This is a genomic window from Mesorhizobium sp. ES1-4 (genome assembly GCF_020164745.1).
Lineage (GTDB): Bacteria > Pseudomonadota > Alphaproteobacteria > Rhizobiales > Rhizobiaceae > Mesorhizobium.
On record NZ_JAIUGV010000005.1, the window covers coordinates 269,928 to 293,558 of the forward strand.

18 protein-coding genes and 1 pseudogene are annotated in these 23,631 nt (G+C 63.9%); 9 read left to right on the forward strand and 10 right to left on the reverse strand.

Annotation, left to right across the window (positions count from 1 at the left end):
- Positions 1 to 597: 597 nt before the first annotated feature.
- Together LB556_RS11925 and LB556_RS11930 are read right to left on the reverse strand one after the other, a co-directional pair.
- Complete coding sequence (locus tag LB556_RS11925; RefSeq protein ID WP_224567178.1) at positions 598 to 3,681, reverse strand: efflux RND transporter permease subunit; 3,084 nt, start codon at positions 3,679 to 3,681, stop codon at positions 598 to 600.
- Positions 3,678 to 5,006, reverse strand: coding sequence for an efflux RND transporter periplasmic adaptor subunit (locus LB556_RS11930; protein ID WP_224567181.1), 1,329 nt, complete (start codon positions 5,004 to 5,006; stop codon positions 3,678 to 3,680). The genes LB556_RS11925 and LB556_RS11930 overlap by 4 nt, the downstream gene beginning before the upstream one ends.
- A gap of 146 nt (positions 5,007 to 5,152) precedes the next feature.
- Between LB556_RS11930 and LB556_RS11935 the strand changes: the two genes are divergently transcribed.
- Positions 5,153 to 5,686: a TetR/AcrR family transcriptional regulator gene (locus tag LB556_RS11935; RefSeq protein ID WP_224567183.1), complete on the forward strand. Its 534-nt coding sequence runs from the start codon at positions 5,153 to 5,155 to the stop codon at positions 5,684 to 5,686.
- Positions 5,687 to 5,713: 27 nt separating this feature from the next.
- Here LB556_RS11935 and LB556_RS11940 read toward each other — a convergent pair whose 3' ends face one another.
- From LB556_RS11940 to LB556_RS11965, 6 genes are all read right to left on the reverse strand, one after another.
- Positions 5,714 to 6,799: an ABC transporter ATP-binding protein gene (locus tag LB556_RS11940; protein WP_224567186.1), complete on the reverse strand. Its 1,086-nt coding sequence runs from the start codon at positions 6,797 to 6,799 to the stop codon at positions 5,714 to 5,716.
- Positions 6,786 to 7,724, reverse strand: a complete 939-nt coding sequence (locus tag LB556_RS11945; RefSeq protein WP_224567521.1) for a PfkB family carbohydrate kinase — start codon at positions 7,722 to 7,724, stop codon at positions 6,786 to 6,788. Before LB556_RS11945 ends, LB556_RS11940 begins: the two co-directional genes overlap by 14 nt.
- The gene (locus tag LB556_RS11950) at positions 7,724 to 8,746 is read right to left on the reverse strand and encodes an SIS domain-containing protein (RefSeq protein WP_224567188.1); all 1,023 of its coding nucleotides are present in this window, start codon (positions 8,744 to 8,746) and stop codon (positions 7,724 to 7,726) included. The genes LB556_RS11945 and LB556_RS11950 overlap by 1 nt, the downstream gene beginning before the upstream one ends.
- Positions 8,743 to 9,588 carry a carbohydrate ABC transporter permease gene (locus tag LB556_RS11955; RefSeq protein ID WP_224567190.1) on the reverse strand — a complete coding sequence of 282 codons (846 nt, stop codon included), beginning with the start codon at positions 9,586 to 9,588 and terminating at the stop codon, positions 8,743 to 8,745. The genes LB556_RS11950 and LB556_RS11955 overlap by 4 nt, the downstream gene beginning before the upstream one ends.
- Positions 9,588 to 10,472: a carbohydrate ABC transporter permease gene (locus tag LB556_RS11960; RefSeq protein WP_224567192.1), complete on the reverse strand. Its 885-nt coding sequence runs from the start codon at positions 10,470 to 10,472 to the stop codon at positions 9,588 to 9,590. Before LB556_RS11960 ends, LB556_RS11955 begins: the two co-directional genes overlap by 1 nt.
- Before the next feature lie 186 nt (positions 10,473 to 10,658).
- Complete coding sequence (locus LB556_RS11965) at positions 10,659 to 11,897, reverse strand: extracellular solute-binding protein (RefSeq protein ID WP_224567194.1); 1,239 nt, start codon at positions 11,895 to 11,897, stop codon at positions 10,659 to 10,661.
- A gap of 217 nt (positions 11,898 to 12,114) precedes the next feature.
- Here LB556_RS11965 and LB556_RS11970 point away from each other — a divergent pair, with 217 nt between their 5' ends.
- The 3 genes from LB556_RS11970 to LB556_RS11980 all read left to right on the forward strand — a co-directional run bounded on the left by LB556_RS11970 (position 12,115) and on the right by LB556_RS11980 (position 16,164).
- Entirely contained in the window at positions 12,115 to 13,329 is a 1,215-nt protein-coding gene (locus LB556_RS11970; RefSeq protein WP_224567195.1) for an ROK family transcriptional regulator, read from the forward strand.
- Between the two features lie 105 nt (positions 13,330 to 13,434).
- Complete coding sequence (locus LB556_RS11975) at positions 13,435 to 15,045, forward strand: inorganic phosphate transporter (protein WP_224567198.1); 1,611 nt, start codon at positions 13,435 to 13,437, stop codon at positions 15,043 to 15,045.
- Between the two features lie 93 nt (positions 15,046 to 15,138).
- Positions 15,139 to 16,164: a transporter gene (locus LB556_RS11980; protein WP_224567201.1), complete on the forward strand. Its 1,026-nt coding sequence runs from the start codon at positions 15,139 to 15,141 to the stop codon at positions 16,162 to 16,164.
- A 44-nt stretch (positions 16,165 to 16,208) separates the two neighbouring features.
- Here the strand turns inward: LB556_RS11980 and LB556_RS11985 are convergent, their stop codons facing one another.
- Positions 16,209 to 17,369 carry a patatin-like phospholipase family protein gene (locus LB556_RS11985; protein ID WP_224567203.1) on the reverse strand — a complete coding sequence of 387 codons (1,161 nt, stop codon included), beginning with the start codon at positions 17,367 to 17,369 and terminating at the stop codon, positions 16,209 to 16,211.
- Positions 17,362 to 18,310 (reverse strand): annotated as a pseudogene (locus LB556_RS11990) (acetoacetate decarboxylase). Before LB556_RS11990 ends, LB556_RS11985 begins: the two are co-directional and overlap by 8 nt.
- Before the next feature lie 61 nt (positions 18,311 to 18,371).
- On the opposite strand from LB556_RS11990, the gene LB556_RS11995 reads away from it, so the two are divergent.
- The 5 genes from LB556_RS11995 (at position 18,372) to LB556_RS12015 (ending at position 23,630) form a co-directional block, all read left to right on the forward strand.
- Complete coding sequence (locus tag LB556_RS11995; protein WP_224567207.1) at positions 18,372 to 19,160, forward strand: 3-hydroxybutyrate dehydrogenase; 789 nt, start codon at positions 18,372 to 18,374, stop codon at positions 19,158 to 19,160.
- 67 nt (positions 19,161 to 19,227) lie between these two features.
- Positions 19,228 to 19,989 carry a phosphodiesterase gene (locus LB556_RS12000; protein ID WP_224567209.1) on the forward strand — a complete coding sequence of 254 codons (762 nt, stop codon included), beginning with the start codon at positions 19,228 to 19,230 and terminating at the stop codon, positions 19,987 to 19,989.
- A gap of 283 nt (positions 19,990 to 20,272) precedes the next feature.
- Positions 20,273 to 21,601: an NAD(P)H-dependent oxidoreductase gene (locus LB556_RS12005; RefSeq protein WP_224567212.1), complete on the forward strand. Its 1,329-nt coding sequence runs from the start codon at positions 20,273 to 20,275 to the stop codon at positions 21,599 to 21,601.
- A 2-nt stretch (positions 21,602 to 21,603) separates the two neighbouring features.
- Entirely contained in the window at positions 21,604 to 22,632 is a 1,029-nt protein-coding gene (locus tag LB556_RS12010) for a thiamine pyrophosphate-dependent dehydrogenase E1 component subunit alpha (protein WP_224567214.1), read from the forward strand.
- Positions 22,632 to 23,630, forward strand: a complete 999-nt coding sequence (locus LB556_RS12015; RefSeq protein WP_224567217.1) for an alpha-ketoacid dehydrogenase subunit beta — start codon at positions 22,632 to 22,634, stop codon at positions 23,628 to 23,630. The genes LB556_RS12010 and LB556_RS12015 overlap by 1 nt, the downstream gene beginning before the upstream one ends.
- The last annotated feature ends 1 nt before the right edge of the window (position 23,631 follow it).

Consider the following 23,631-nt stretch of genomic DNA (forward strand, 5'->3'; position numbering starts at 1 on the left):
CAATGCCGTCAGCCGAAGGCCAACCCGCCAGAGGGCCTTCGACGGGGCGATGCGCAGGCTGGAAACGATCCAGACCGTGGCGCAAAAACAGGGCGACTGATCTTCACTCGAACTCACCGCCGCAAGCTTCGCCACGGGGGCTGCCCGCGAAGGTGCCGCCGCCGCCGAAGTCCGCCGCCGCGATGCCGATCCTGAAGAGCCAGGGCCGTGTTCGTTCTCGTTCCCGTGATCGTCGCCGTCTGTTTCGCTGCGTCAACTTTGCCTTCGGTCGGTATCCGGATCATGCCGTCCAAGCCGCGCTTTGTTGCAGTTTGGTTTCGAAGTTGGTCTAAATCTTTTCACATGGGAACAATTCGAACTTTCGTTCGATTAATGCCGGTGTGCGCCGTCCTCGATCGCGTGTCTCGGGATGCAGGCGCTGCCCGCCACGGCGGTTGGCTTACCAACTCGTCGAACGTTCGGCCCGCCGACACCAGCATCGCCATCGTCAAGCAGCAGGCGGGGTTGCAGCGTCGGCCATGTGGCGGAGTTGCCGGAGCGACCGCAAAAAAAGAGGCCGGAAAATCCGACCTCTTTTTGTTTCGTGCGCCTTGTGCCTCAACTCGGCAGCGTCGGCATCAGTTTCGGATCCGGCTTTTCAGCCAGATGCGGCAGGTCCTTGCTGGCGATGAAGGTGTAGAACATGGGCACGACGAACAGCGTGAACATGGTGCCGACCAGGATACCGGTGAAGATGACCAGGCCCATCGAATAGCGGGCCGCGGCACCGGCACCGCTGGAAACGATCAGCGGCACCACGCCCAGCGCCATCGCGGCCGTCGTCATCAGGATCGGCCGCAGGCGCACCTTGGCCGAGGCGATGATGGCATCACGCCGCCGCATGCCGTGGATTTCGCGCTGCTGGTTGGCGAATTCGACCAGCAGGATGCCGTGCTTGGTGATCAGGCCGATCAGCGTGATCAGGCCTACCTGGGTATAGATGTTGAGCGTGCCGAGGCCCAGATTGAGCGGCACGATCGCGCCGAAGATCGACAGTGGCACCGCCATCATGATGATCAGCGGATCGCGGAAGCTTTCAAACTGCGCCGCCAACACCAGGTAGATGACGATGACGGCCGCGCCGAAGGCGATCAGGATCGTGTTGCCCTGTTCCTTCTCCTGCCGGGATTGGCCGGAATAGTCGATGAAGAAAGTATCGGGCAGGCTCTCCTTGGCAATATCCTCGAGGACTTTCAGACCGTCGCCCGTGGTGACGCCGGGCAATGGCAGCGCCGAGATCGTCGACGAATTCAGCTGGTTGAACTGCTCGATTGCCGCCGGCGAGGCATTGGTCGAAATCTTCACCACGGCCGATAGCGGCACCATCTCGCCCGTTACGCTGCGCACGAAATATTGACCCAGCTTTTCGGGATTGTCGCGAAATTCCTGCGGCACCTGCGGGATGATGTCGTAGCTGTTGGAGTCGCGGTCGAACTGCGCCACTTCGGCGCCGCCGACCAGCAACGTCAGCGTCCGGCCGATATCGGCGATCGGCAGGTTGAGCGCGGCGGCGCGGTCGCGGTCGATGGTCACTGTCACCTGCGGCGCGTCATAGGCCATCGAATTCTGCACGACGATAAAGCGGCCCGAGGCTTGCGCCTTGTTCTTGATTTTCTCCGCTTCCTCGTAGACCTGAGCGGAATCGCCGGTCGAGCGCACCACCATGGAGATGGGCAAGCCGCCGCCGGAGCCCGGCAAGGTCGGCGGCGCGAAGACAAACGCCTGGACGCCCGCCACCTTGGAGATGCGAGCCGTGATGTCGGCCTGCAACTGCTTCGAATTGCGCTTGCGCTCCGACCAGTCCTTGAAGGCGAAGCCGACGAAGGCGCTGTTGGTCGTGCCGCCGAACGCGACGGCCGAGAACTGCGCCCGGGTTTCGGGAATGTCCTTCACCAGACCCAGGATCTGATTGACGTAGGTCTCGGTGTAATCGGAGGTCGCGTAGCGCGGCGCCGTCACCAGCGAGAGCAGGAAGCCCTGGTCTTCTTCCGGCGCCAGTTCGGTCGAGGTCTTGGTGAACATGAAGCCGGTCACGCCGACAAGCGCCAGCACGATGAGCAGGGTCAGCGGGCGATAGTTCAGAGAGCCGGTGACGGCGCGCTCATAGACGTGCTCGACACGCGAGAAGGTGCCGTCGACGATACGCTGGAAACGGCCGGCATTGCCGGGTTTCAGGAGGCGCGCCGACATCATCGGCGTGATGGTGATGGCAATGACGCCAGACAGCACCACCGATCCGGCGAGCGTCACCGCGAATTCGCGGAACAGGGCGCCAGTCAGGCCGCCGGTGAAGGCCAGCGGCGCGAAGACGGCGGCCAGCGTCATGGTCATGGCGACGATGGCCGATGCAATCTCGCGCATGCCGCTGAAGGCCGCCTGCATGGGCGGCATGTGGTCTTCTTCCATGTGGCGGTGGATGTTTTCCACCACCACGATGGCATCGTCGACGACAAGGCCGATCGCCAGCACCATGGCCAGCAGCGACAGAAGATTGATCGAATAGCCGACCGCGAACAAAAGGAAGCAGACGCCGATCAGCGACAGCGGGATGGTGATGATCGGCATCATCACCGAGCGGAACGAGCCGAGGAACAGCAAGATGACGACGACGACGATGGCAACCGCCTCGGCGATGGTCTTGAACACCTCGTCGATCGAAGCGCTGATCTGCCCGGTCGCGTCGTAGACGACCTCGATCGTCATGCCCTTCGGTAGCGTCTCCTGGATCTGCGGCACGAGCTTGGTGAGTGCCGCCGCTGTCGTCAGCGGATTGGCCGCCGGGGTCGGGAAGATGGCGAGGAAGGTGCCGGGCTTGCCGTTGAAGGAGACCCGGGTGTCGGTGTTCGCGGCAGCGAGTTCGACGCGAGCCACGTCGCGCAACCGCACGACATTGCCGTCGGTCGAGCGCAATGGTAGCTCGGCGAAGGCCTGTGGTGTCTGCAGCGTCGAACGCACGGTGATCGACGAAACGACATATTCGTTCTGGGTGTTGCCGGGTGCCGACAGGAAGTTGGAATTGTTGATCGCCGTCAGCACTTCGGCTGCCGTCACGCCGCGCGCGGCAAGCCTGACCGGATCGATCCAGACGCGCATCGAATATTCCTGGGCGCCGAAAATCTGCACGTCGGCGACGCCTTCGACCGTCGACATGCGGGGCCTGATGACGCGCTCGATATATTCGGTCAGCTGCTCCTTTGTCATGTTCGGATTCTGCATCGAGATGTACATCATCGCGAATTGCTGACCGGTGCCCTTGACGATGACCGGGTCCTTGGCGGCGTCCGGCAACGTGCCGCGCACGCCTTGGACCTTGGACAGCACTTCGGTCAAAGCCACGTCAGGATTGGAGCCGAGCTTCATCTGCACCGTCACGGTGCTGGAGGACGGACGGCTGGACGAGGTGACGTAGTCGATGTTCTCGGTCGAGGCGACGGCGCGCGCGATCGGGGCGGAAATAAAGCCCTGGATCAAGTCGGCGCTGGCGCCCGGATAGGCGGTCGTGATCGTGATCGCGGTCTCATCGACCTTCGGATACTGCCGGATCGACAGGTTGAAGATGCCCTGGAAACCGAGCAGCAGGATCATGCAGGCAAGGACCGTCGAAAGAACGGGCCGGCGGATGAAGAGATCGGAAAAACTCATTGCTGGTCGGCCTGCTTGTTCGCCGATTTGGTCGGATCGATCGTGTTGTCGACGTTGACGGACATGCCGTTGAAGAGGCGGTTCTGACCCGCGGTGACGACCTCATCGCCGGCCTTCACCCCTTGGACGATCTCGACCATGCCCTTATTGCGGCGGCCGGGTTTGACAAAGACCTGCGACAGCACCAGTGCGGGCTTCTCACCTTCGGCCGCAGGCTTGGCCGGTTCGGCCGCTGCCGGCTTGGCGGTATCTGAAGCGGCCTTGTCCGCGGGCTTCATGGCATCGGCTGCCGGCTTCATTGCGTTTGCCGGCTTGGCGTCCGCCGGCTTATCGGTGGCCGCCGCCGGTTTTTCTTCCGGCTTTGCTGGCTGCGCCGGGGCCGCCCCGGCGGGTTTCGCCGGCTGCACCACGAAGATGTAGTCGCCATAGAGGCTGGTGGTCAGCGCCGTCTGCGGCAGCGACAGCACGTTCTGTTCCTCGGGCAGTTCGACGCGCACCTGCACGAACTGGCCGGGGGTCAGCTTGCCCTCGGGATTGGCGACTTCCGCCCGGATGTTCACCAGCCGGCTGGAGGAGTCGATCTTGGGGTCGATGCCGCGAATGGTGCCGGCAAAGGGCATGTCGTCGCCGCCGCCAAGGCCGAGGCGGACCGTCTGGCCGATCTTGAGCAGCGGCAGCTGCTGTTCGGGGACCGAGAAGTCGACCCGCATCGTGTCGAGATCCTGCAGCGTCACCACCGCGGTGCCGGGGGCCAGGTATTGGCCGATATCGATCTTCGGGATGCCTGCTGTGCCGGCAAAGGGCGCGGTCAGCTGCTTCTGGTCGAGCACAGCCTGCAATCTGGTCACCTGCGAGGCCGATGCGCTCGCGGCCGCGCGGGCGGCATCCAGCGTCGCATCGGTGCCGACGCCGCGCCGCTGCAGTTCGATGGCGCGCGTGAATGCCGCCTGGTCGGAAGTGGCCTGTGCTTTCTGCGCCTCGAGATCAGCGCGCTCGACGGCGTCGTCGAGTTGCAGCAAGACCGCGTTGGCCGCCACCTTCTGGTTGGCGTGGAACAGGATCTCCTTGACGATGCCGGTGGTCTCGACGGTCAGATCGACACCGCGCACGGCCCGTACGGTACCGATCGCCTCGACGCCTGGCGTCCAGCTCGACGGTTCGACGATGGTCGTCGACACCGTCGCTGCCGGCGGCTTCATGGTGGCGAAATACTGCTTGATGCCGTTGTCCCGCAGGAAGTTGAAGCCGACGATGCCGCCGACCACGATGACGAGCACGGCAAGGACCGCAATAATGGTAAAGATACGGAGTATGCGCTTGAACAAGGAAGTCCCCTCAGTCGAAATCCGGCGCGAAGCGCGGACATCGGGACGCATATCGACTGCGGGTCCCGATTTCAAATAGTGGCCGGCCTTACTGTACCGTCTGGACGGTCTTGTCAATTGGGCCTAAGCTTGCGATGGGAGGCGCCATGAAAGCCCAACGACCGAACTCGCGCGAGAAGATACTCGCCGCGGCGGCTGATGTTGCCCGGGAATCCGGGCCCGGGAGCTTGTCGCTCGATGCCATCGCCAGCCGCGCCGGCGTGTCGAAGGGGGGGCTGCTTTATAATTTCCCGACCAAGGCCAAATTGATGCAGGGCCTCGTCGAAGGCTATCTGCGCGATTTCGAGCAAGCTCTGGAAACCGCGAACAGCAACGACAACGGCAAGAATCCTCTCGCCGTCTATATCAGACTGTCGGCCGAGGATTGCGAGGAAAAGCAGCCATCGGCGTCCTGGATATTTTCGGCGATCGCCGAGGATCCCGATTTCATGACGCCGATAAAGACATTCAAGCGGCAGCTTTTCGAGCGCCTGAAGGGCGAGGCTCCGGACCTCAAATCGCTGCTGGTCTGCTATCTCGCCATCGAAGGATTGCGCAGCATGAGCCTGTTCGATTCCGATGTGCTGTCGAAGGACGAACGGGAACTCCTGGTATCGTCACTTCTCGACATCGCCAAATAGCCGTGCGGGGCGGGAACGGCGGTGATTTCAGATCGCCGGCAGGGCCTTGCCTGTCGTGGGATCGAACAGGCGAAGCGCGGCGCCATCGAAGGTGAGGCTGCGCTTTTCGCCCTTGGCGGCCTGGGTCCGGGGCGGCAGGCAAGCTGTCAACCGCTGCGTCCCGATCCGAGCCGTGGTGACCAGTTCAGGGCCGGTCAGTTCGACGACCTCGATTTCCACGGGCAGTGACATATCCGTGGCGGCTCCGGTCGCCGCTCGAAGGGCTTCCGGCCTGATGCCGGCGACCACCTGTGCGCCTTCACGAGCAGACCGGGCATAGCCTGCTGGCAAGGGGACCCGCCCGTCGGACCCGGCAATCGCCAGCATCCCGCCGGTAACGGTGGCCTGAAGCATGTTCATCGACGGCGCGCCGACAAAGCCCGCGACATAGAGTGTTGCCGGCTCGTTGTAGATTTCTTCCGGGGTGCCGAGCTGCTCGATCCTGCCGTCACGCATGACGGCAATGCGGCTGGCCAGCGTCATCGCCTCGATCTGGTCGTGGGTCACGTAGACCACCGTGGTCCGCAGCATCTGGTGCAGGCGCTTCAACTCGGTGCGCATTTCCAGGCGCAATTTGGCATCGAGATTGGACAGCGGCTCGTCGAAGAGGAAGACCTGCGGTTTGCGCACCAACGCACGGCCGATGGCGACGCGCTGGCGCTGGCCACCGGAAAGCTGGCTCGGCTTGCGGTCGAGCAGGGCCTCGATCTGCAGCAACCTTGCCGCCTCGTTCACCGCCCTCTCGCGTTCGTCGGCGGCGACCCCGCGCATCTCAAGCCCGAAGCCGATGTTGCGGCGCACGGTCAGGTTCGGATAGAGCGCGTAGGATTGGAAGACCATGGCGATATCGCGGTTCTTGGGGTGCACGCCAAGGATCGAGCGGCCGCCGATCAGCACGTCGCCGCTGGTCGCCTCGGCCAGCCCCGCGATGATATTGAGAAGCGTCGACTTCCCACAGCCGGATGATCCCAGCAGCACCAGGAATTCGCCGCTCTGCAGCGCGATGTCGATGCCCTTCAGCGTTTCGACGCTGCCATAGCTCTTGCGGATGCCGCGGATTTCAAGCGCGCTCATGCATGGATTCCTCGAACTGCATCGGCCCGCCATAATTGCGGGGCATGGTGGAAATGGCGCGCGAGGCGACATGCGTCGCTGCACGGAGGCAGGCGGACAGCGGCTGTTCCTGCGCCAATGCGGCCAGGAAGGCGGCATTGAAGACATCGCCCGCGCCGATCGTGTCGACGACGCGGACATCGGGTGCGACGGCCTCAACAAGCGCGCCGTCCGGGCCGATGGCGATGGCGCCTCGCGGCCCGCGCTTGACGACGAAGGTCGCGCCTTGCTTCATGCTGGACCGGATTTCCCGGGCCGCTTCCTCCGGACTCGGCAACCCCGCCAGGGTCACGGTCTCGACTTCGTTGAACAGCGCCAGCGCGCAGCGCGAGAGCCACGCGCTTGTCGCGGCGCAATTGGCCTCGGTCCAGCCATCGATCGGCCAGCCGGTGTCGAGCGCCACCGATATGCCGTGGCTGTCGGTCCAGTCGAAAAACGCATCATAATCGCGCGTGAGGTCTTCAGTCAGGAAGGAGCCGGTGAGCAGCGCATAGCCACCGGAAAGCGCGCCGCCGTCGAGAACGGACAAGACATCGGCGAGGCCGAGGCGGGGCAGGTGGCCGCGGGTAGTCAAGAAAGTCCGTTCGCCATCGGGATGGGTCATGCCGACCGACAATGTCGTGCCTTCGGGACGGACCGCCCATTTTGCGGCGCGGGCTCCAAACGCTTCGCGAAGCCAGCGGCCGAACTGGTCGTCACCGACATTGGCGGCAATCGCGAAATCGATGCCCAACGCTTGCCAGGCGAGCCCGGTGTTGCCGGCCTGGCCGCCGACGCGCAATTCGTCATGATCGACCACGGTCTCGGTTCCCGCCTTCGGCCATGGCACGACCGGGCCGACAATCAGGTCGACATTGACGTTGCCGATCACCGCCAGCGGACGCATCATTCGCTCCTGGTGATCTTGGTGGTGCGCACGGGCGTGCCCGCATTGTCGACGCGGCTGTCGGCGAAGGCGATCATCAGGCGCTGCGCCACCGGCAGCATGGCGAAAATAGCGGCCATCCCCGATGCCGGTCTGAACGAGAGCGTGACGGCGCCGGCGACAGGCGGTTGCCCGGATGCGTCGAAGACGACCAGCGGCGCGCCGGCCTCGATCACGGAAATCGCCATGGCGCCGACAAGATCGGACGTGGGGTCATCACCGCGAAACAGGACGACACCGATTTTGGGGCCGAGCATCTCCATCGGTCCGTGCCGCAACTGGCCGCCTTCGAGCGAAAAGCAGGGCAGCCGTGACAGTTCGGTCAGGCCAAGCGCCAGGGCTTCGGCCACGCCTTGCAGGCGCCGGCCGGAGGTGACGATCGTGTCCACCTTGGCAAGCGCGGCGAGTGCGGGGGCGATATCGCAATCCCGCGGAGCCTCGAGCATAGCGAGGGCAGCGGCCGGGTCCTCGCCCAGAGCCGCCAGTATGGCCAGATGCAGGGCCAGGGTGACGGTCAGGCTGCGGGTCGCGGCGAAGGCCAGTTCAGTGCCGCCGGCGCCGACAAGGCAAGGCGCGGTGCGTGCGAGAAATGAACCGCGCTCGAGCGTCAGGCCGAAAATGTCCGGGCTGACGCCGGCCTGCCAAAACCATCTCACGACCTCGGCGCTCTCGCCCGATTGCGAGGTCACGATCACGGTACGGCTTTCGAGCGGCAACGGCTGGCCAAGCTGTTCGGACAGCGGCAGCGCCAGCGCGTCGACGCCCGCTGAGCGATAGAGCGGTTCAACGGCGCGTCCGACAGCATGCGAGCCGCCCATGCCAAGCAAGAGCAGGCGACCGGTCTTCCTGATCGAGGCGGCGACCTTTAGCGCAATAGCGGTGTTTTGTTCGAATGAAGCGCGCGCATCCGCGTGCTGGCGCTCCATTTCGCGGTCGATGGCGACCAGTCCGACCGGTCGAATTGCTGTTGCCGTCATTGTCATCCTTTCACACCGCCGCTGGTCAGGCCCGAGATCAGCGCCCGCTGCATGACGAGGCCGATCAGCACCGGCGGCAGCGCGGCCAGCACGCCAGCCGTGGCGATCAACCCATAGTCGGAGACACGGCCGCCGGCCAAATCGGCGATGGCGACGGTGAGCGTCTTGGCGCGCTGGTCGGAGGTGAACAGCAGCGCATAGAAGAATTCGTCCCAGGCAAGCAGCACGGCGAACAGCGCCGATGTCGCCATCACAGGCGCGGCCAGCGGCAACGTGATGATACGCAATGTCTGGAACAGGCCGGCGCCGTCGATCATCGCCGCCGCCTCGATCTCACGCGGGATGGAATCGAAGCCGGATTTCATCAGCCAGGTGGTGAAGGGCGCCAGGATGGTGAGATACACCAATGCCAGCCCGAACACATTGTTGAGCAGGCCGAGATGCGACAGGCCCATGTAGAGCGGAACGGCGAGCGCCACCGGCGGCAGCATGTAGGTGGCGATGACCATCGACAGCGACCAGCCGATCGCGGGTGTGCGCGACACTGCCCAGCCGGCAGGGATAGCCAGAGCAAGTGCCGCCAGCGTCGCCATGCCGGCGATCTCAAGACTGTTGCGCAGCGATGCGATGAAGGCGGCACCGGCGCTGTTTTCGGCCGTCGACAGCAATTGCTGGTAGCGGGAGAAGTCGGCTGCCCCCGGCCACCAGCGCAGCGGCTTGGCGGCAAGGTCGGCGGCCGGCGAAATGCTCATGATGAACAGCCAGGCGATAGGTGCCAGGATGATCGCGGCAAGCAGCAGCGCGCAGGCATAAATGAAGACGGTGAAGGCGGGGCTCTTGCGTTCCATCAGGCGGCGCTCCCGGCGGTCTTCCGCACCAGGGCCGCATAGGCGACGGCGAGCAGCGTGACGAGCAAGGTGACGATCAGCGCCAGCGACGCGCCCGAACCGGCGCGCTGGAACGAGAACGCTTCCTGATAGACCAGGATCGAGAGCGTTCGCGTCGTGTTTGCCGGCCCGCCGCGAGTCATCACCCAGATGAGGTCGAAGACCTTGAAAGCCTCGATGGTGCGCAACACCAGCGCCACCATCAGCGGCCCGGCGAGATAGGGAAGGATGACGAAGCGGAAGCGGTTGAACGGTCCCGCGCCGTCGACGAGCGAGGCGGCGGTGATGTCACGCGGCACCGCTTGGAGAGCGGCGAGCGCGATAAGCGCCACCAGCGGAAAGTTCTTCCAGCAGTCGGCGACGATGAGGGCCGCCAGCGCCGTTCCCGGCTCGCCGAGCCAGGACCGGTAGGCGTCGATGAGATGCAGTTGCGTCAGCGCGGCGTTCAGCGCGCCATATTCGGGATTGTAGATCAGCCGCCACAGCGTGGCATTGACCACCGTCGGCAACGCCCAGGGCAGGATCATCAGGGCGCGCAGGACGGCACGGCCACGGAATTCCTGATTGAGCAGCAGGGCCGCCAGGACGCCGATCACCATTTCGGCGGCAACCGAAATGATTGCGAACAATGTCGTGGTCACCAGCGTGCGCGAAAAGTTCGAGCTCGACAGCATGTTGGTATAGTTGTCGAAGCCGACGAAATTGCCGCCCGTGCCGACCAACTTGGCGTCGGTGAAGGAAAGGCCGACCGTGTCGACCAGCGGCCAGCCGATGACGGCGACCATGACCACGAGCAGTGGCAGCATCAGCAGCCACGCGCGGGTTGTCATCCAGGTGCTCGACATCAGAGCAGCCTCTCCCTAACTCATCTTGGCTTCAGACATAGCACGGGCGGCACTCACGCATGATCCCGGAGATCGGAAACCGATTTCCGGAAGGATCATGCGCAAGAACAGAAAGCGCTACGGCGTCCTTAGCCCGTCCAAAGGGGCGGGCGGCGCTGTAGTGCCGCCCGCGACCGGATAAAGTGCTCAGAGGCCGCTGTTCTGTGCTGCGGTCTTCAGCGCATCTTCCGGCGAGGCCGTGCCGAGCAGCGATTCCTGGATGGCCTGCTGCAGCGCGGTCGACAGTTCCTGGTACTTCGGCGTGGTCGGACGCGGATACATGGCCGCCAGGCCCAGCTTGGCGGCGGCGATCAGCTCCTCCTGGCCCTTGGTGACGGCCGGGTCGTCATAGGACGAGGCCCAGATCGGCAGCGAGAGCTTGGCATACTGGTTCTGCGTCGCCTGCGAGGTCATGAAGGTGATGTATTTCCAGGCCTCGTCCGGATGTTTGGAGACAGCGGTGACGCCAAGGCCCATCGAGCCGTTGACGGCCGACACTTCGCTGGTTCCGGCGACGCCCGGCGCCGGCACGACGCCGACCTTGCCGGCCACCTTCGAGTCTTTAGGGTCGTTGGCCATGTTGTACATGTAGGTCCAGTTCAGCGCGAAGGCGGCATCGCCGTTTTCGAAGACCTTGCGCACGTCCTCTTCCAGGAATTCCTTGGAATTGGGATTGGTGAGCCCCGACTTGTAGCTGTCGACCATGTATTTGAGGGCCTCGAGTCCGCCGCCATTCTGGAAGTCGGGCTTGCCGTCCTTGAGGAAGTCGCCGCCATAGGCGCTGACCAGCGTGGTGTAGTCGCAGATCGCGGCTTCGGCCTGCGACCAGCTCCAGGCGATCGGCGTTGCCAGCAGCCCTTTGTCCTTGATGGTCTTGGCCTGTTCGCTCAGTTCCTGCCAGGTCTTCGGCGGGGTCTTGATGCCGGCCTTTTCCAGGATATCCTTGTTGTAGAACAAGTATTTGGTGTCGAGGATCCACGGCATGCCATAATATTTGCCGTCATACTGAACCGTGGTCCAGGCGCCGGGCAGAACGCCCTTTTTCATGTCTTCGGTGATCTTCGAAGACACATCGACCAGCACCTTGTTCGTGGCGTATTCGGCCGGCCAGATGACGTCGAACAGGACGACGTCGTAGCCGCCGCCCGATCCTTGCGCGAGCACGGTCTTGTCGTGCAGGCCCTCATAGGGGACGAATTCGAGGTTGACCTTGACGTCCGGATTGGCCTTGGTGAAGGCATCCGTCATGGCGCGCACGTCGGCCTCGCTGTAGGCGGCCTGCGCCATGAACAACGCGTTGAGCGTCGTCTCGGCGAAAGCCTGGGGGACGAACAGTCCTCCGGCAAAGACCGCGCCGACCAGTGTCTTGGTGATTGTTTTAAGCATTTTCTTCTCCCATTTCCGGCGTTGATGGGTCGGCGATGCCTGCATTTCGCATCGTTTCCCCGGATTCATGTCGCGTGATCCAATGGTGCCGGGCTGGCCAGTGGCGACAGGCGGAGGCCTTGGCCATCTTGTTTTCGGCGCCCGGTTCCCATTAAGTCAATTCGCTTGACTTAATTAGTCGATCAATATCCTAATGGTGTCAAGAGGGGAAACGCCGATGGACGACATCAGCCCGATCCGCGCCAAGAGCGGGACCAACCAGGAAGGCACCAGCGCGCACAACCGCCGCGTCATGATCGAGGCGCTGCGTCTCAACGGCGCGCTGTCGCGGGCCGACCTGGCGCGCGCGACGCAGCTGACCAAGCAGGCGGTCTCCAATATTATCGAGGACCTGGAAAGCGACGGCCTGGTCATCGCGCTCGACGCGGTGCGCAAGGGCAGGGGCCAGCCGTCGACTCCCTACAGGCTGGTGCCCGAAGGCGCCTTCGCCATCGGCCTGCAGATCGACCGTCACCTGACGCGGGCGGTCGCGGTCGATCTGGTGGGCAGGGTGCTGGCGCGCGCCGAGGCGAACCTTCCGTTCGATGAACCGTCCAGGGGCGTCGAGGTGATCCTGGGCCTGATCGATGGCGTCCGGCGCGAGCTGTCCGGCATCTCCTCGCAGTCGGAAAAACGCCTCGTCGGTCTCGGCGTGGCCATGCCCGGCCCGTTCGGCCTGAAGAATTCGGATGACAAATGGATGATGCCGGCCTGGCAGAAGTTTCCGCTGCTGGACACGCTGGCCAAGGGCACGGGGCTGAATGTCGGCCTGCAGAACGATGCCGCGGCCTGCGCGACGGCCGAGCGCATCGTGGGTGCCGCGCATGGCGTCGACCACGCGGTGTGTCTTTATATAGGCTATGGCATTGGCGCCGGACTGATCCTCAACGGCGAGCTGTACAGCGGCGGCCATGGCAATGCCGGCGAAATCGGCATGGCGTTGCTGTCGCCGGCCGGTCCCGGCTCGACACCGCTCGAACATCGCGCATCGCTGGCCTCGCTTTACCAGCATCTTGGTCTCGATCCCGCCGACGAGGACCTCTACGCAAAGATCGGCGCGCTGGCCGCGGCCGGTGACGCGAAGATCATGGCCTGGATCGATGGCGCGGCCCATGACCTTCGCTGGAGCGTCCATCTCATCGAAACCATCTTCGATCCGCAGACAGTGATCCTGACCAGCGGCGCTCCGGAAACGCTGGCGTGCCGGCTTGTCGAGGCGATGCATCCGCTGCTGCCGTCGATCGCCGACCGGCCAGACCGAACCTTGCCGCGCCTGCAACTCGGCACCACCGACCCCTGGTCGATCGCGCTTGGCGCGGCCGCGGCGCCGATCAGCCGTGCCTTCGATCCGCTGTTCTCGGCGATCCTGAAGACGCGCTTCGGTCCCGCCTGAAAAGACCTCTGCGCAAGGCGGAGCCTCTCCCCGCGTCACATAGGGTTCATCGTCCACACATAGCGTCTTTTCCAGTTCTTTGCTGCGATGCAACAGGAGTGGGACATGGTGGACATAGTTTCTAGTGAGGCGGGCATTCCGAGGCCGGAGCATCCGCTGGACAGTTCGGGCGGCGCGAAGTGGTTCCTGCCGGCCTTCGGCGTGCTGGTGTTGGTCGGCGTGGTGTATGTCGGTTATGCGCTGAGCCAGGACCTGGCGGTGGCCAAGACGGTGCCGTGGATCCTGCTCGGCATCGCCTTGCTGATCGCGCTCGGCTTCGAGTTCGTCAACGGCTTTCACGACACTGCCAATGCGGTGGCGACCGTCATCTACACCCGCTCCCTGCCGGCCGAATTCGCCGTCATGTGGTCGGGCGTCTTCAATTTCCTCGGCGTGCTCACCTCCAGCGGCGCGGTCGCCTTCGGCATCCTGTCGCTGCTGCCGGTCGAGCTGATCCTGCAGGTTGGCTCCTCCTCCGGGTTTGCCATGGTGTTCGCGCTGTTGGTCGCGGCGATCCTCTGGAACCTCGGCACCTGGTTCCTCGGCCTGCCGGCCTCGAGCTCGCACACGATGGTCGGCTCGATCATCGGCGTCGGCCTCGCCAACCAGTTCATGGCGCCGGCCGGAAGCGCCACCAGCGGCGTCGACTGGGGGCAGGCGACCAATGTCGGCACCACCTTGCTGGTGTCGCCGATCGTCGGCTTCTTCGCCGCCGCCATCCTGCTCTATGTGATGAAGCTGCTGGTGCGCAACCCGGCCCTTTATGAAGCGCCGAAGGGCAATGCCCCACCGCCCTGGTGGATCCGCGCCTTGCTGATCTTCACCTGCACCGGCGTCAGCTTCGCGCACGGTTCCAATGACGGACAGAAAGGCATGGGCCTGATCATGCTGATCCTGATCGGCGTCGTGCCGACCGCCTACGCGCTCAACCGCACGCCCGACATCAACTATCTCGAAGCCTACAAGTCGGCTTCCGTCAACGTCGAGACGGCGCTCGGCAAATATATCAAGCCCGGCGTCACCGTCGCCGATGCCAATGCCGCCAAGGCAGCCGTGCAGGAAGCCGTGCGCAGCAAGACGTGGAACGATCAGACGACCGTTGCTCTGCAGACCTATATTCACAACACCACTGCCGAGCTGCAGCCTTACGCTTCGGTCGAAAAGGTGCCGACCGACCTCGTCAGCAACGCGCGCAACGATATCTACCTGATCGGCGAAGCGCTGAAGCTGATCGACAAGAAGAAGCTGCTGCCGATGAAGGACGACGACCTGAAGGCAGTCACCGACTACCACAAGGCCGTCGACAATGCGACGAAGTTCATTCCGCTGTGGGTGAAGGTGGCTGTCGCGCTGGCTCTCGGGCTCGGCACGATGGTCGGCTGGAAGCGCATCGTCGTCACCGTCGGCGAGAAGATCGGCAAGAGCCACCTGACCTACGGCCAGGGCGCCGCCGCCGAACTCGTCGCGATGGTCACCATCGGCATGGCCGACCGTCTGGGCCTGCCGGTGTCGACGACCCATGTGCTGTCATCCGGCGTCGCCGGCACGATGGCGGCGAACGGCTCGGGCCTGCAGTGGTCGACGGTGCGCAACCTGCTGCTCGCCTGGGTGCTGACCCTGCCGTGCTCGATCGCACTCGCCTTCCTGCTGTTCATCGTCTTCCGCCAGGTGTTCTGAGCGGGTGACTTAAGTGACGACAGTACCGACGGCGCCAAAATTGGCGCCGTCTCGTTTTCCGGGCCACGTTCGCTGCAATTTCGGACGGCAGTCATGAACGACGCATCGCATCTGGCCTTGCTTGCCGTCGACGACCAGCATCCGGCGCCTGGGCTGGTCTGGGCCTATCGCGGCACGCCAGGCAAACCGGCGGTGGCGCTTGCTCCGCGCGATATCGATGCGGCACTGGCGATGCAGGAAGGTTGGGTCTGGCTGCATGTCGATCTCGTCGACCAGCGCGCTCATTCCTGGGTCAGCCGCACCTGCGCCTTGCCGGCCTCGGCGCATGCGATCCTCGAAGGCCATGAAGACAGCCCGGCGCTGGCGCATGAGGACGGCGTCGTCCACGGCATTTCCGCCGATCTGCACAGCGAAATCGCGCGCCAGTCGACCACCATCGGCAGGTTGCGCTTCGCGGTCTCGGAGCGGTTGCTGGTTACCGGCCGCCGTCATTCGCTGGCAGCGGTAGAGGAGGTGCACGAGGCGCTGGCCAGGGAGCTGCGGCCCGCCACCGCCTTCGAACTTTTCGAGACGATCGTGATGGCCTTCTGCGGCGGCACCAGCCTGCGGCTCGCGGCCGCCACCAAGCGGCTCGACGAGGTGGAGGATCATCTGGTGACGGAGCGGCTTGCCGACGAAAGGCAGCGGCTGAAGGATGTGCGGCGTCTCGCGGTTTCGCTGCACCGCCCGATCTCGGCGCTGGCGGCACTCTTCCAGGACGAGGACCGCTCGGACTGGAAACTCTCAGAAGGAGCACACGAAACCTTGCGCCGGCTCACCACCCGTCTTGAACGGCTCGACCGGGAGGTCGTCATGGTCAACGACCGGGCGCGGCTGCTGCAGGAGGAAGTCGCCGCCGAACTTGCTGACGAGTCCAACCGCAGCCTGAAGGCGCTGGCGGTGATGAGCGCGCTGCTTTTGCCGGGCTCGCTGATCGTCGGCATGTTCGGCATGAACACCGCCGGCCTGCCGCTCACGCAAACGCCGGGAGGCTTCGAGCTGGCGCTGTTGATCGCGGCGGGGGCGACCGGCCTGTTCTACTGGCTCTTGCTGAGAGCCGGCGCCAATCTAAGATTCTGAGCCCGCTTCATCGTCCCGAGCAGGCGCTTTTCCGGCCTGAAAGCTCAGGTCGGATCTTCGCGATGCAGGTCGTGGACGGTGACGCCGTCAGCATTGGTCGGCAGCATCAGCCATTTCTTGTGACGCAGCGTGCGCTCGGTGTCCTCGAGGCCCATTTCCCAATGCTCGCGCATCGAGGTGCCCGAAAATTCGTAGTCCTTGGCGTGGCCCTCGTAGCCCTTGTGCTGGTAGATCAGGTGGACGATGTTGACGACACCGGCGTCGGAATAGTCCGCGATCAGCTCCTTCTCGCCTTCCTTGAGCTGCTCCGGCGGCACGCGCTTCAGCGCATCGAGCAGCTTCATCTTCAGCGCATGGATGCGCTGGAAATTGTCGGTGTTCTGCCGCGTGCGGCTCGAATACATGATGTCCTTGTGGCGCGACAGCACGTCGGCCATGCCGCGCGGCAGCACGCCGCGGGCGCTGAACAGATCCACCTGGAAGACCAGCGAGGAACGGTCCTCTTCCTGGTCGAGCAGATATTGCAGCGGTGTGTTGGAAACGATGCCGCCATCCCAGTAATACTCGCCCTCGATGCGTATCGAGGGGAAGGCCGGCGGCAGTGCGCCGCTCGCCATGATGTGCTCCGGCTCGATACGCACTTTCTCGGTGTCGAAATAGACGAAGTTGCCGGTCCTGACATTGACGGCGCCGACGCTCAGCCGCTTCTTGCCGTCGTTCAGCACGTCGAAGTCGATCAGGCTCTCCAGCGTGCCCTTCAACTCGGCGGTGTCGTAGAAGCTGGTGGCGCCATCGGCACCTGACAACTGGAACCAGGGATTAGGACTGCGCGGCTTGAAGAAGCCGGGCTGGCCCATTGTCATCGTCATCAACGACGAGGTCTGGTTGCGGATATCGCGGTAGATGTCACCTTCGGGCGTGTAGGACCAGATCTTGCGGCCAGAAACCGTCTGCCAGAACTGTTCCAGCCGCTGCAGCCGGCGGCTCGGTTCATTGCCGGCGATGATCGCGGCATTGATGGCGCCGATCGACACGCCGGATAGCCAGCTTGGTTCACAGCCGGCGTCGGCCAGCGCCTGATAGACGCCTGCCTGATAGGCGCCGAGCGCGCCGCCGCCCTGAAAGACCAGCGCGACACGGTCATACGCCGCCGTGATTTCCTCGATGGTGGCGGCGGCCGCCTTGTTGCGGTTACGCTCAAGCACTGACTTTCTCCAACTGCGATGCGCTGGCAGCGTATCGGCTGTGATCAGCGAGGTAATCATGCACGACTTCGCCCAGGCCGAGCGTCAGATCGGCTTTGAAGTGGACCGCCGACACGATGTCGAGCACGGGCAGCTTCGCCACGTCGGCCATGACGTGGGGCCGCAGATCGAGCGCGGCCGGAGCCGTCCAGGCTTCCTTCAGCGTGATGTCGGTGAGGTAGTAGCGGACCAACTCGCAGATGCGCGGGCGTGCCGTCGACATGCGGGATGATCTTGATGAGGAAGTTGGGCGCGGCGAGCGAAGCGAGCACCTGGTCATGATCGGCCTCGTGGTGCTTGTAGCCCATCGTGCCGGTGGCGCAGAGCACACTGCCATAGTGCAGCGTGCCGACGATCACCTCGCCTTCATGGACGATCTTGGGATTGGCGAGCTTCTTTGGGAACCCCCACAGCTCACGGCCACCGGCGATCGGCGCGTCGTCGTCGAGAAACATCGAATGCACATAGCCGCCATGCTGGCCCTTGTAGCGCACGGGAATGACCTGACCGGTCTCGGTGTAGTCGCCGAAGCCGGTCGAGTCCGGCATGCGGATGAACTCGTACTTGACCAGCGGCTCGTCGATCTCCAACGGCGCCGGCACGACGGCCTCGAGCGCTTCGCGCGTCGTGCGGTAGGTGATGATGATGTATTCGCGGTCGAAGAAACGGTAAGGGCCTGGCGGGAAGGAGGGATTGGTGAGCGGCATCGCATAGGCGCGCTTCACGACATCGGCGATTTCCATCCAGGTGCCCCAACGGTTCGAAAATGACCCCACGCGAATGCGCTGGCAAATATGTTGCATGGCAGCATGACAGTGCCGTGTCACCTCACAGACGTCCCCTCCGAAGCCGGCAAAAGGCCGTCGCGGGGCTGTAATCGAGCCGACACATGGTCGTGGCATTGTCGTGTTGCGTCGCACAAACTATTCTCATCAGTCCCTTCCACCTCTTGCGAGATCTCCCATGGGTTCCCTGTCTTCGAAGAATGCGCTTGTCACCGGCTCGACCAGCGGTATCGGCCTTGCCATCGCCCGCGCCTTCGCGGCCGAGGGCGCCAATGTCACCATAAACGGCCTTGGCGACGCCGTTGCCATCGAGCAGGAGCGCGCCGGCATCGAGAAGGATTTCGGCGTCAAGTGCCGCTATTCCGATGCCAACATGATGGATGGCGCCGCTGTCACCGCCATGGTCCATGACGCCGAAGAGGCATTCGGCAGCCTCGACATCCTGGTCAACAATGCCGGCATCCAGCATGTGGCGCCGATCGAGGAATTTCCCGACGACAAGTGGGAAGCCATCATCCGCATCAACCTTTTGGCCGCCTTCTACGCCATCAAGGCCGTGGTGCCGGGAATGAAGAGCCGCAAATGGGGCCGCATCATCAACACCGCCTCGGCGCATGCGCTGGTCGCCTCGCCGTTCAAGTCGGCCTATGTCTCGGCCAAGCATGGCATATCAGGCCTGACCAAGACCGTGGCGCTGGAAGTCGCCCAGAACGGCATCACCGTCAACGCGATCGCGCCTGGTTATGTCTGGACGCCGCTGGTCGAGAAGCAGATCCCCGACACGATGAAGGCGCGCGGCATGACCGAGGAACAGGTCAAGCACGATGTGTTGCTCGCCGCGCAGCCGACCAAGGAATTCGTCACCGTGGAAGAACTTGCGGCGCTGGCGCTTTTCCTGTGCTCGGACTCGGCCAAGCAGATCACCGGCACGACTTTGCCGATGGATGGCGGCTGGACGGCGCAGTAGAACTGGCCGAACCATATCGCCTTCAGGCCGGCGCCAGGGGCGCCGGCAGGAAGGCAGTGCGCTCACCATGAAAATCATCCAGCTTTCCGATCCGCATCTGACGATCCCGGGCGGCCGTCTCCATGGCTCCGATCCGCTCGCTCGGCTGGAGATCTGCCTGGCGGATATCGGCAGGAACCATGCCGATGCCGATCTGGTGGTGATTTCAGGCGACCTGACCAATGATGGCGAGCGCGCCGCCTACGCGGCGCTGAGGGAGGCGCTGGCGGGGTTTGGGCCGCCTTGCCGGCTGATGCTCGGCAACCACGACGACAGGGCGCTTTTCCTAGAGATGTTCCCGAAAGCGCCTGCCGAGCGCGGGTTCGTCCAGAGCTTTTTCGACGGCAGCGAGGGCCGGCTGATCCTGCTCGATACGCTGGACAGCGGACATGTCGAGGGCAGGCTGTGCGCGGCACGGCTGGACTGGCTGGACGAGAAGCTGCGGGAAGCGCGCGATCGGCCGGTCTACCTCTTCATGCACCATCCGCCGTTCCGGATCCATATGCCCGTGCTCGACGCGGTCAAACTCGCCGATGCCGATGCCTTCCATGACGTCCTGTCGCGCCATGGCAATGTCCGCCACATCTTCGCCGGTCATGTCCATAGGCTGATCGCCGGCAGCTGGCGGGGCATACCGGTCAGCACGTTGCGCGGCACCAACCACCAGACCGCGCTCGATTTTTCGGACAGTTGGCGGCTGGGTAACGAACCACCCGCCTATGCCGTCATCTTCGTCGACGCGGATGGGGTTATCGTGCATTTCCACGATGTTCCCAACGGCAGCGCCTAGCGCAAGCCCGCGCCGCCGGCGCCGCCATTCACACCGAGGCGCACACCTCGATGCCCTGCCATTCGCTCCAACATGGAGATTGGTGATCATGGGCAATGCTTTGAGCTTCATGCGGCGTTCCGAGCGATTTGCCGGCCTTCCGGCCTGAAAAATCGCCCCGCCGACCTCACCGGGAAAGTGCTGCAAAAGCACGCAGATTTGGACATTAGTCTTGACAGAAATACATATGTTCAATACCCGTCAGGTGATTGAACAAGCCTGCACTATGGGAGGAATGAGCGGTATGGCTTCCAATGTTTCGCTGACGGGCCTTGCCCGCGATCTCGAGGAACGCGGCAAATCGGGCAAGCCGATCCGCATCGGCCTGATCGGGTCGGGCGAGATGGGAACCGACATCGTCACCCGCGTCGCGCATATGTCCGGCATAGAGATCGGTGCGATCTCCGAACTGAACCTGCCCGCCGCCAGCAAGGCGGTGGACATCGCCTTCCAGGAAACCGGCCATGCCCGCGAAGTGTCGAACGCTTCGGCGATGACCGCCGCCATGGAGGCAGGCAAGGTGGCCGTCACCAGCGACGCCAGCCTGGTCATCAACAATGATCTCATCGACGTCGTCATCGACGCGACGGGCGTTCCCGCGGTCGGCGCCGAGATCGGTCTTCGCGCCATGGAACACGGCAAGCATCTGGTGATGATGAATGTCGAGGCCGATGTAACGATCGGCGCCTATCTCAAGAGCGAGGCCGATCGGCTCGGTGTCACCTATTCGCTGGGCGCCGGCGACGAGCCGTCCTCCTGCATGGAGCTGATCGAATTCGTTTCGGCGATGGGCCACCCTATCGTCGCCGCCGGCAAGGGCAAGAACAACCCGCTCAACATCGACGCCACGCCGCCCGCCTATGAGGAAGAGGCCGAGCGCCGGCATATGAATGTGCGCATGCTGGTCGAGTTCGTCGACGGCTCCAAGACCATGGTCGAGATGGCGGCGATCGCCAACGCCACCGGGCTGGTGCCCGACAAGGCCGGCATGCATGGCCCGTCCGCGACGCTTGGCGAATTGAACAAGGTCCTGGTGCCGCAGAAGGATGGCGGCGTGCTCTCCAGGGTCGGCGTCGTCGACTATTCGATCGGCAAGGGTGTCGCGCCCGGCGTCTTCGTCGTCGCCGATATGTCGCATCCGCGCATCTCGGAGCGCATGGAGGACCTGAAGATGGGCAAGGGTCCTTACTTCACCTTCCATCGCCCTTACCACCTGACCTCGCTCGAAGTGCCGCTGACCTGCGCCCGCGTCGTGCTCTACGGCAAGGCCGACATGGTGCCGCTGGCAAAGCCGGTGGCCGAAGTCTGCGCGGTGGCCAAGAAAGACATGCAGCCCGGCGAGAAGCTCGATGCGATCGGCGAATATTGCTACCGCGCGTGGATCATGACGGCGCCGGAAGCGCATGCCGCCAGGGCCATTCCCTGCGGCCTGCTGCAGGGCGGTTCGGTGACGGCGCCCATCAAGAAGGGCGAACTCATCACCTACGCCAATGCCGCCCCGGCCGCGGGCTCCAAGATCGCCGAACTGCGCGCCCGCCAGGACAAGCTCGTCTACGGAACCGTGGAGGCGTGATCATGGCCGGAGCCAGCAAAGCCATCGCGGACAGCCGTGCCAACCTGCCTTTCGTCTATCGCCAGTACAGCGCCGAGCAGCTCAAGCAGGTGCTCTACAAGATGTACCTCATCCGCCGTTTCGAAGAGGGCGCGGAAGAAAGCTACATGCGTGGCCTCATCCACGGCACCATGCATCTGTCGATCGGCCAGGAAGCCAGCGCCATGGGCATCTGCATGCCGCTCGGCGAGGATGACCAGATCACCTCGACCCACCGTGGCCATGGCCACTGCATCGCCAAGGGCGCCGAGGTAAAGCGCATGTTCGCCGAGTTCTTCGGCAAGACGACCGGCTACTGCAAGGGCCGTGGCGGCTCGATGCACATCGCAGACGTCGCCAAGGGCAATCTCGGCGCCAACGGCATCGTCGGCGGCGGCATTCCGATCGCGGTCGGCGCGGCGCTCTCCTCCAAGATGATGAAAACCGGCAAGGTCGTGGTGTCGTTCTTTGGCGACGGCGCCAACAATGAGGGCGCCTTCCACGAGGCGCTCAACATGGCGGCTGTCTGGAAGTTGCCGGTTATTTTCGTCTGCGAGAACAACGGCTACGGCATGTCGACCTCGACTGCTCGCTCGACCGCGGTCAAGAACATCGCCGATCGCGCCGCCGCCTATTCGATGCCGGGCGTCATCGTCAACGGCAACATCTTCTCCGAAGTCGCCGAGGCTTCGTACAAGGCCATCGAGCGGGCGCGGGCGGGCGAGGGGCCGACGCTGATCGAGTCCAAGACCTACCGGCATCGCGGCCACTCCAAAAGCGACCGCAACCGTTACCGCACTAAGGAAGAGATCGAGGACTGGATGTCGAACCGCGACCCGATCACGCTCTTCGAGGACGAGCTGAGGGACTTCGGCTTCATCGACGACAAGGGCATCGAGGCCATCCGCGACGCGGTGGCGCAGGAAATCGCCGACGGCATCGAGTTCGCCAAGGCGAGCCCGTCGCCTGACGTCAGCGAGACCGGGAATTACGTGTATACGGAGCAGGCGTGATGGACGCGATGGTGCGTGAACTGAGCTACGCCCAGGCGATCCAGGAAGCCATGGCGATCGCCATGGACATGGACGAGCGCGTCTTCCTGCTGGGCGAGGATATCGGCGTCTATGGCGGCGCCTTCCAGGTGACCGGCGATCTGGTCGAGCGTTTCGGCACGGAGCGCGTCATCGACACGCCGATTTCGGAGCTGGGCGGCGCGGGTGTCGCGGTGGGTGCGGCGCTTACCGGCATGCGGCCGATCTTCGAGTTCCAGTTTTCAGACTTTGCCACGCTCGCCATGGAGCAGATCGTCAACCAGGCCGCCAAGATGCGCTTCATGCTGGGCGGCGAGGTTTCCGTGCCCGTGGTTATGCGCTTCCCGGCCGGCTCCGGCACGGGCGCCGCGGCACAGCACAGCCAGAGCCTGGAAGCCTGGCTCGGCCATGTGCCGGGCCTCAAGGTCATCCAGCCGGCGACACCCTACGATGCCAAGGGCATGCTTCTGGCGGCCGTCGTCGATCCCGATCCGGTGATGATCTTCGAGCACAAGCTGCTCTACAAAATGAAGGGGCCGGTGCCGGAAGGCTATTACACCGTACCGATCGGCAAGGCCGATATCCGCCGCGAGGGCCGCGATCTCACCATCGTCGCCACCTCGATCATGGTGCAGAAGGCGCTCGAAGCCGCCGCCACGCTGGAGGCCGAAGGCATCGACGTCGAAGTCGTCGACCTCAGGACCATCCGGCCGATGGACAAGCAGACGGTCATCGACAGCGTCAAGAAGACCTCGCGGCTGATGTGCGTCTACGAAGCGGTCAAGACGCTGGGCATCGGCGCCGAGGTCAGCGCCATGATCGCCGAGAGCGAGGCGTTCGACTATCTCGACGCGCCGATCGTGCGGCTGGGCGGCGCGGAAACGCCGATCCCCTACAATCCGGAGCTGGAAAAGGCCACGGTGCCGCAGGTTCCCGACATCATCACCGCCGCGCGCGACCTCGTCAAAGGGGTGCGCTGAG

Excerpts from the sequence above, each read along its gene's own strand:
- LB556_RS11950 (WP_224567188.1), bottom strand. The coding sequence starts at position 8,746 with ATGACAATGACGGCAACAGCAATTCGACCGGTCGGACTGGTCGCCATC.
- LB556_RS11935 (WP_224567183.1), top strand. The coding sequence starts at position 5,153 with ATGAAAGCCCAACGACCGAACTCGCGCGAGAAGATACTCGCCGCGGCG.
- LB556_RS12005 (WP_224567212.1), top strand. The coding sequence starts at position 20,273 with ATGGCTTCCAATGTTTCGCTGACGGGCCTTGCCCGCGATCTCGAGGAA.
- LB556_RS11955 (WP_224567190.1), bottom strand. The coding sequence starts at position 9,588 with ATGGAACGCAAGAGCCCCGCCTTCACCGTCTTCATTTATGCCTGCGCG.
- LB556_RS11960 (WP_224567192.1), bottom strand. The coding sequence starts at position 10,472 with ATGTCGAGCACCTGGATGACAACCCGCGCGTGGCTGCTGATGCTGCCA.
- LB556_RS11975 (WP_224567198.1), top strand. The coding sequence starts at position 13,435 with ATGGTGGACATAGTTTCTAGTGAGGCGGGCATTCCGAGGCCGGAGCAT.
- LB556_RS12010 (WP_224567214.1), top strand. The coding sequence starts at position 21,604 with ATGGCCGGAGCCAGCAAAGCCATCGCGGACAGCCGTGCCAACCTGCCT.
- LB556_RS11970 (WP_224567195.1), top strand. The coding sequence starts at position 12,115 with ATGGACGACATCAGCCCGATCCGCGCCAAGAGCGGGACCAACCAGGAA.
- LB556_RS11940 (WP_224567186.1), bottom strand. The coding sequence starts at position 6,799 with ATGAGCGCGCTTGAAATCCGCGGCATCCGCAAGAGCTATGGCAGCGTC.
- LB556_RS11995 (WP_224567207.1), top strand. The coding sequence starts at position 18,372 with ATGGGTTCCCTGTCTTCGAAGAATGCGCTTGTCACCGGCTCGACCAGC.
- LB556_RS11925 (WP_224567178.1), bottom strand. The coding sequence starts at position 3,681 with ATGAGTTTTTCCGATCTCTTCATCCGCCGGCCCGTTCTTTCGACGGTC.
- LB556_RS11945 (WP_224567521.1), bottom strand. The coding sequence starts at position 7,724 with ATGCGTCCGCTGGCGGTGATCGGCAACGTCAATGTCGACCTGATTGTC.
- LB556_RS12015 (WP_224567217.1), top strand. The coding sequence starts at position 22,632 with ATGGACGCGATGGTGCGTGAACTGAGCTACGCCCAGGCGATCCAGGAA.
- LB556_RS11965 (WP_224567194.1), bottom strand. The coding sequence starts at position 11,897 with ATGCTTAAAACAATCACCAAGACACTGGTCGGCGCGGTCTTTGCCGGA.
- LB556_RS12000 (WP_224567209.1), top strand. The coding sequence starts at position 19,228 with ATGAAAATCATCCAGCTTTCCGATCCGCATCTGACGATCCCGGGCGGC.
- LB556_RS11980 (WP_224567201.1), top strand. The coding sequence starts at position 15,139 with ATGAACGACGCATCGCATCTGGCCTTGCTTGCCGTCGACGACCAGCAT.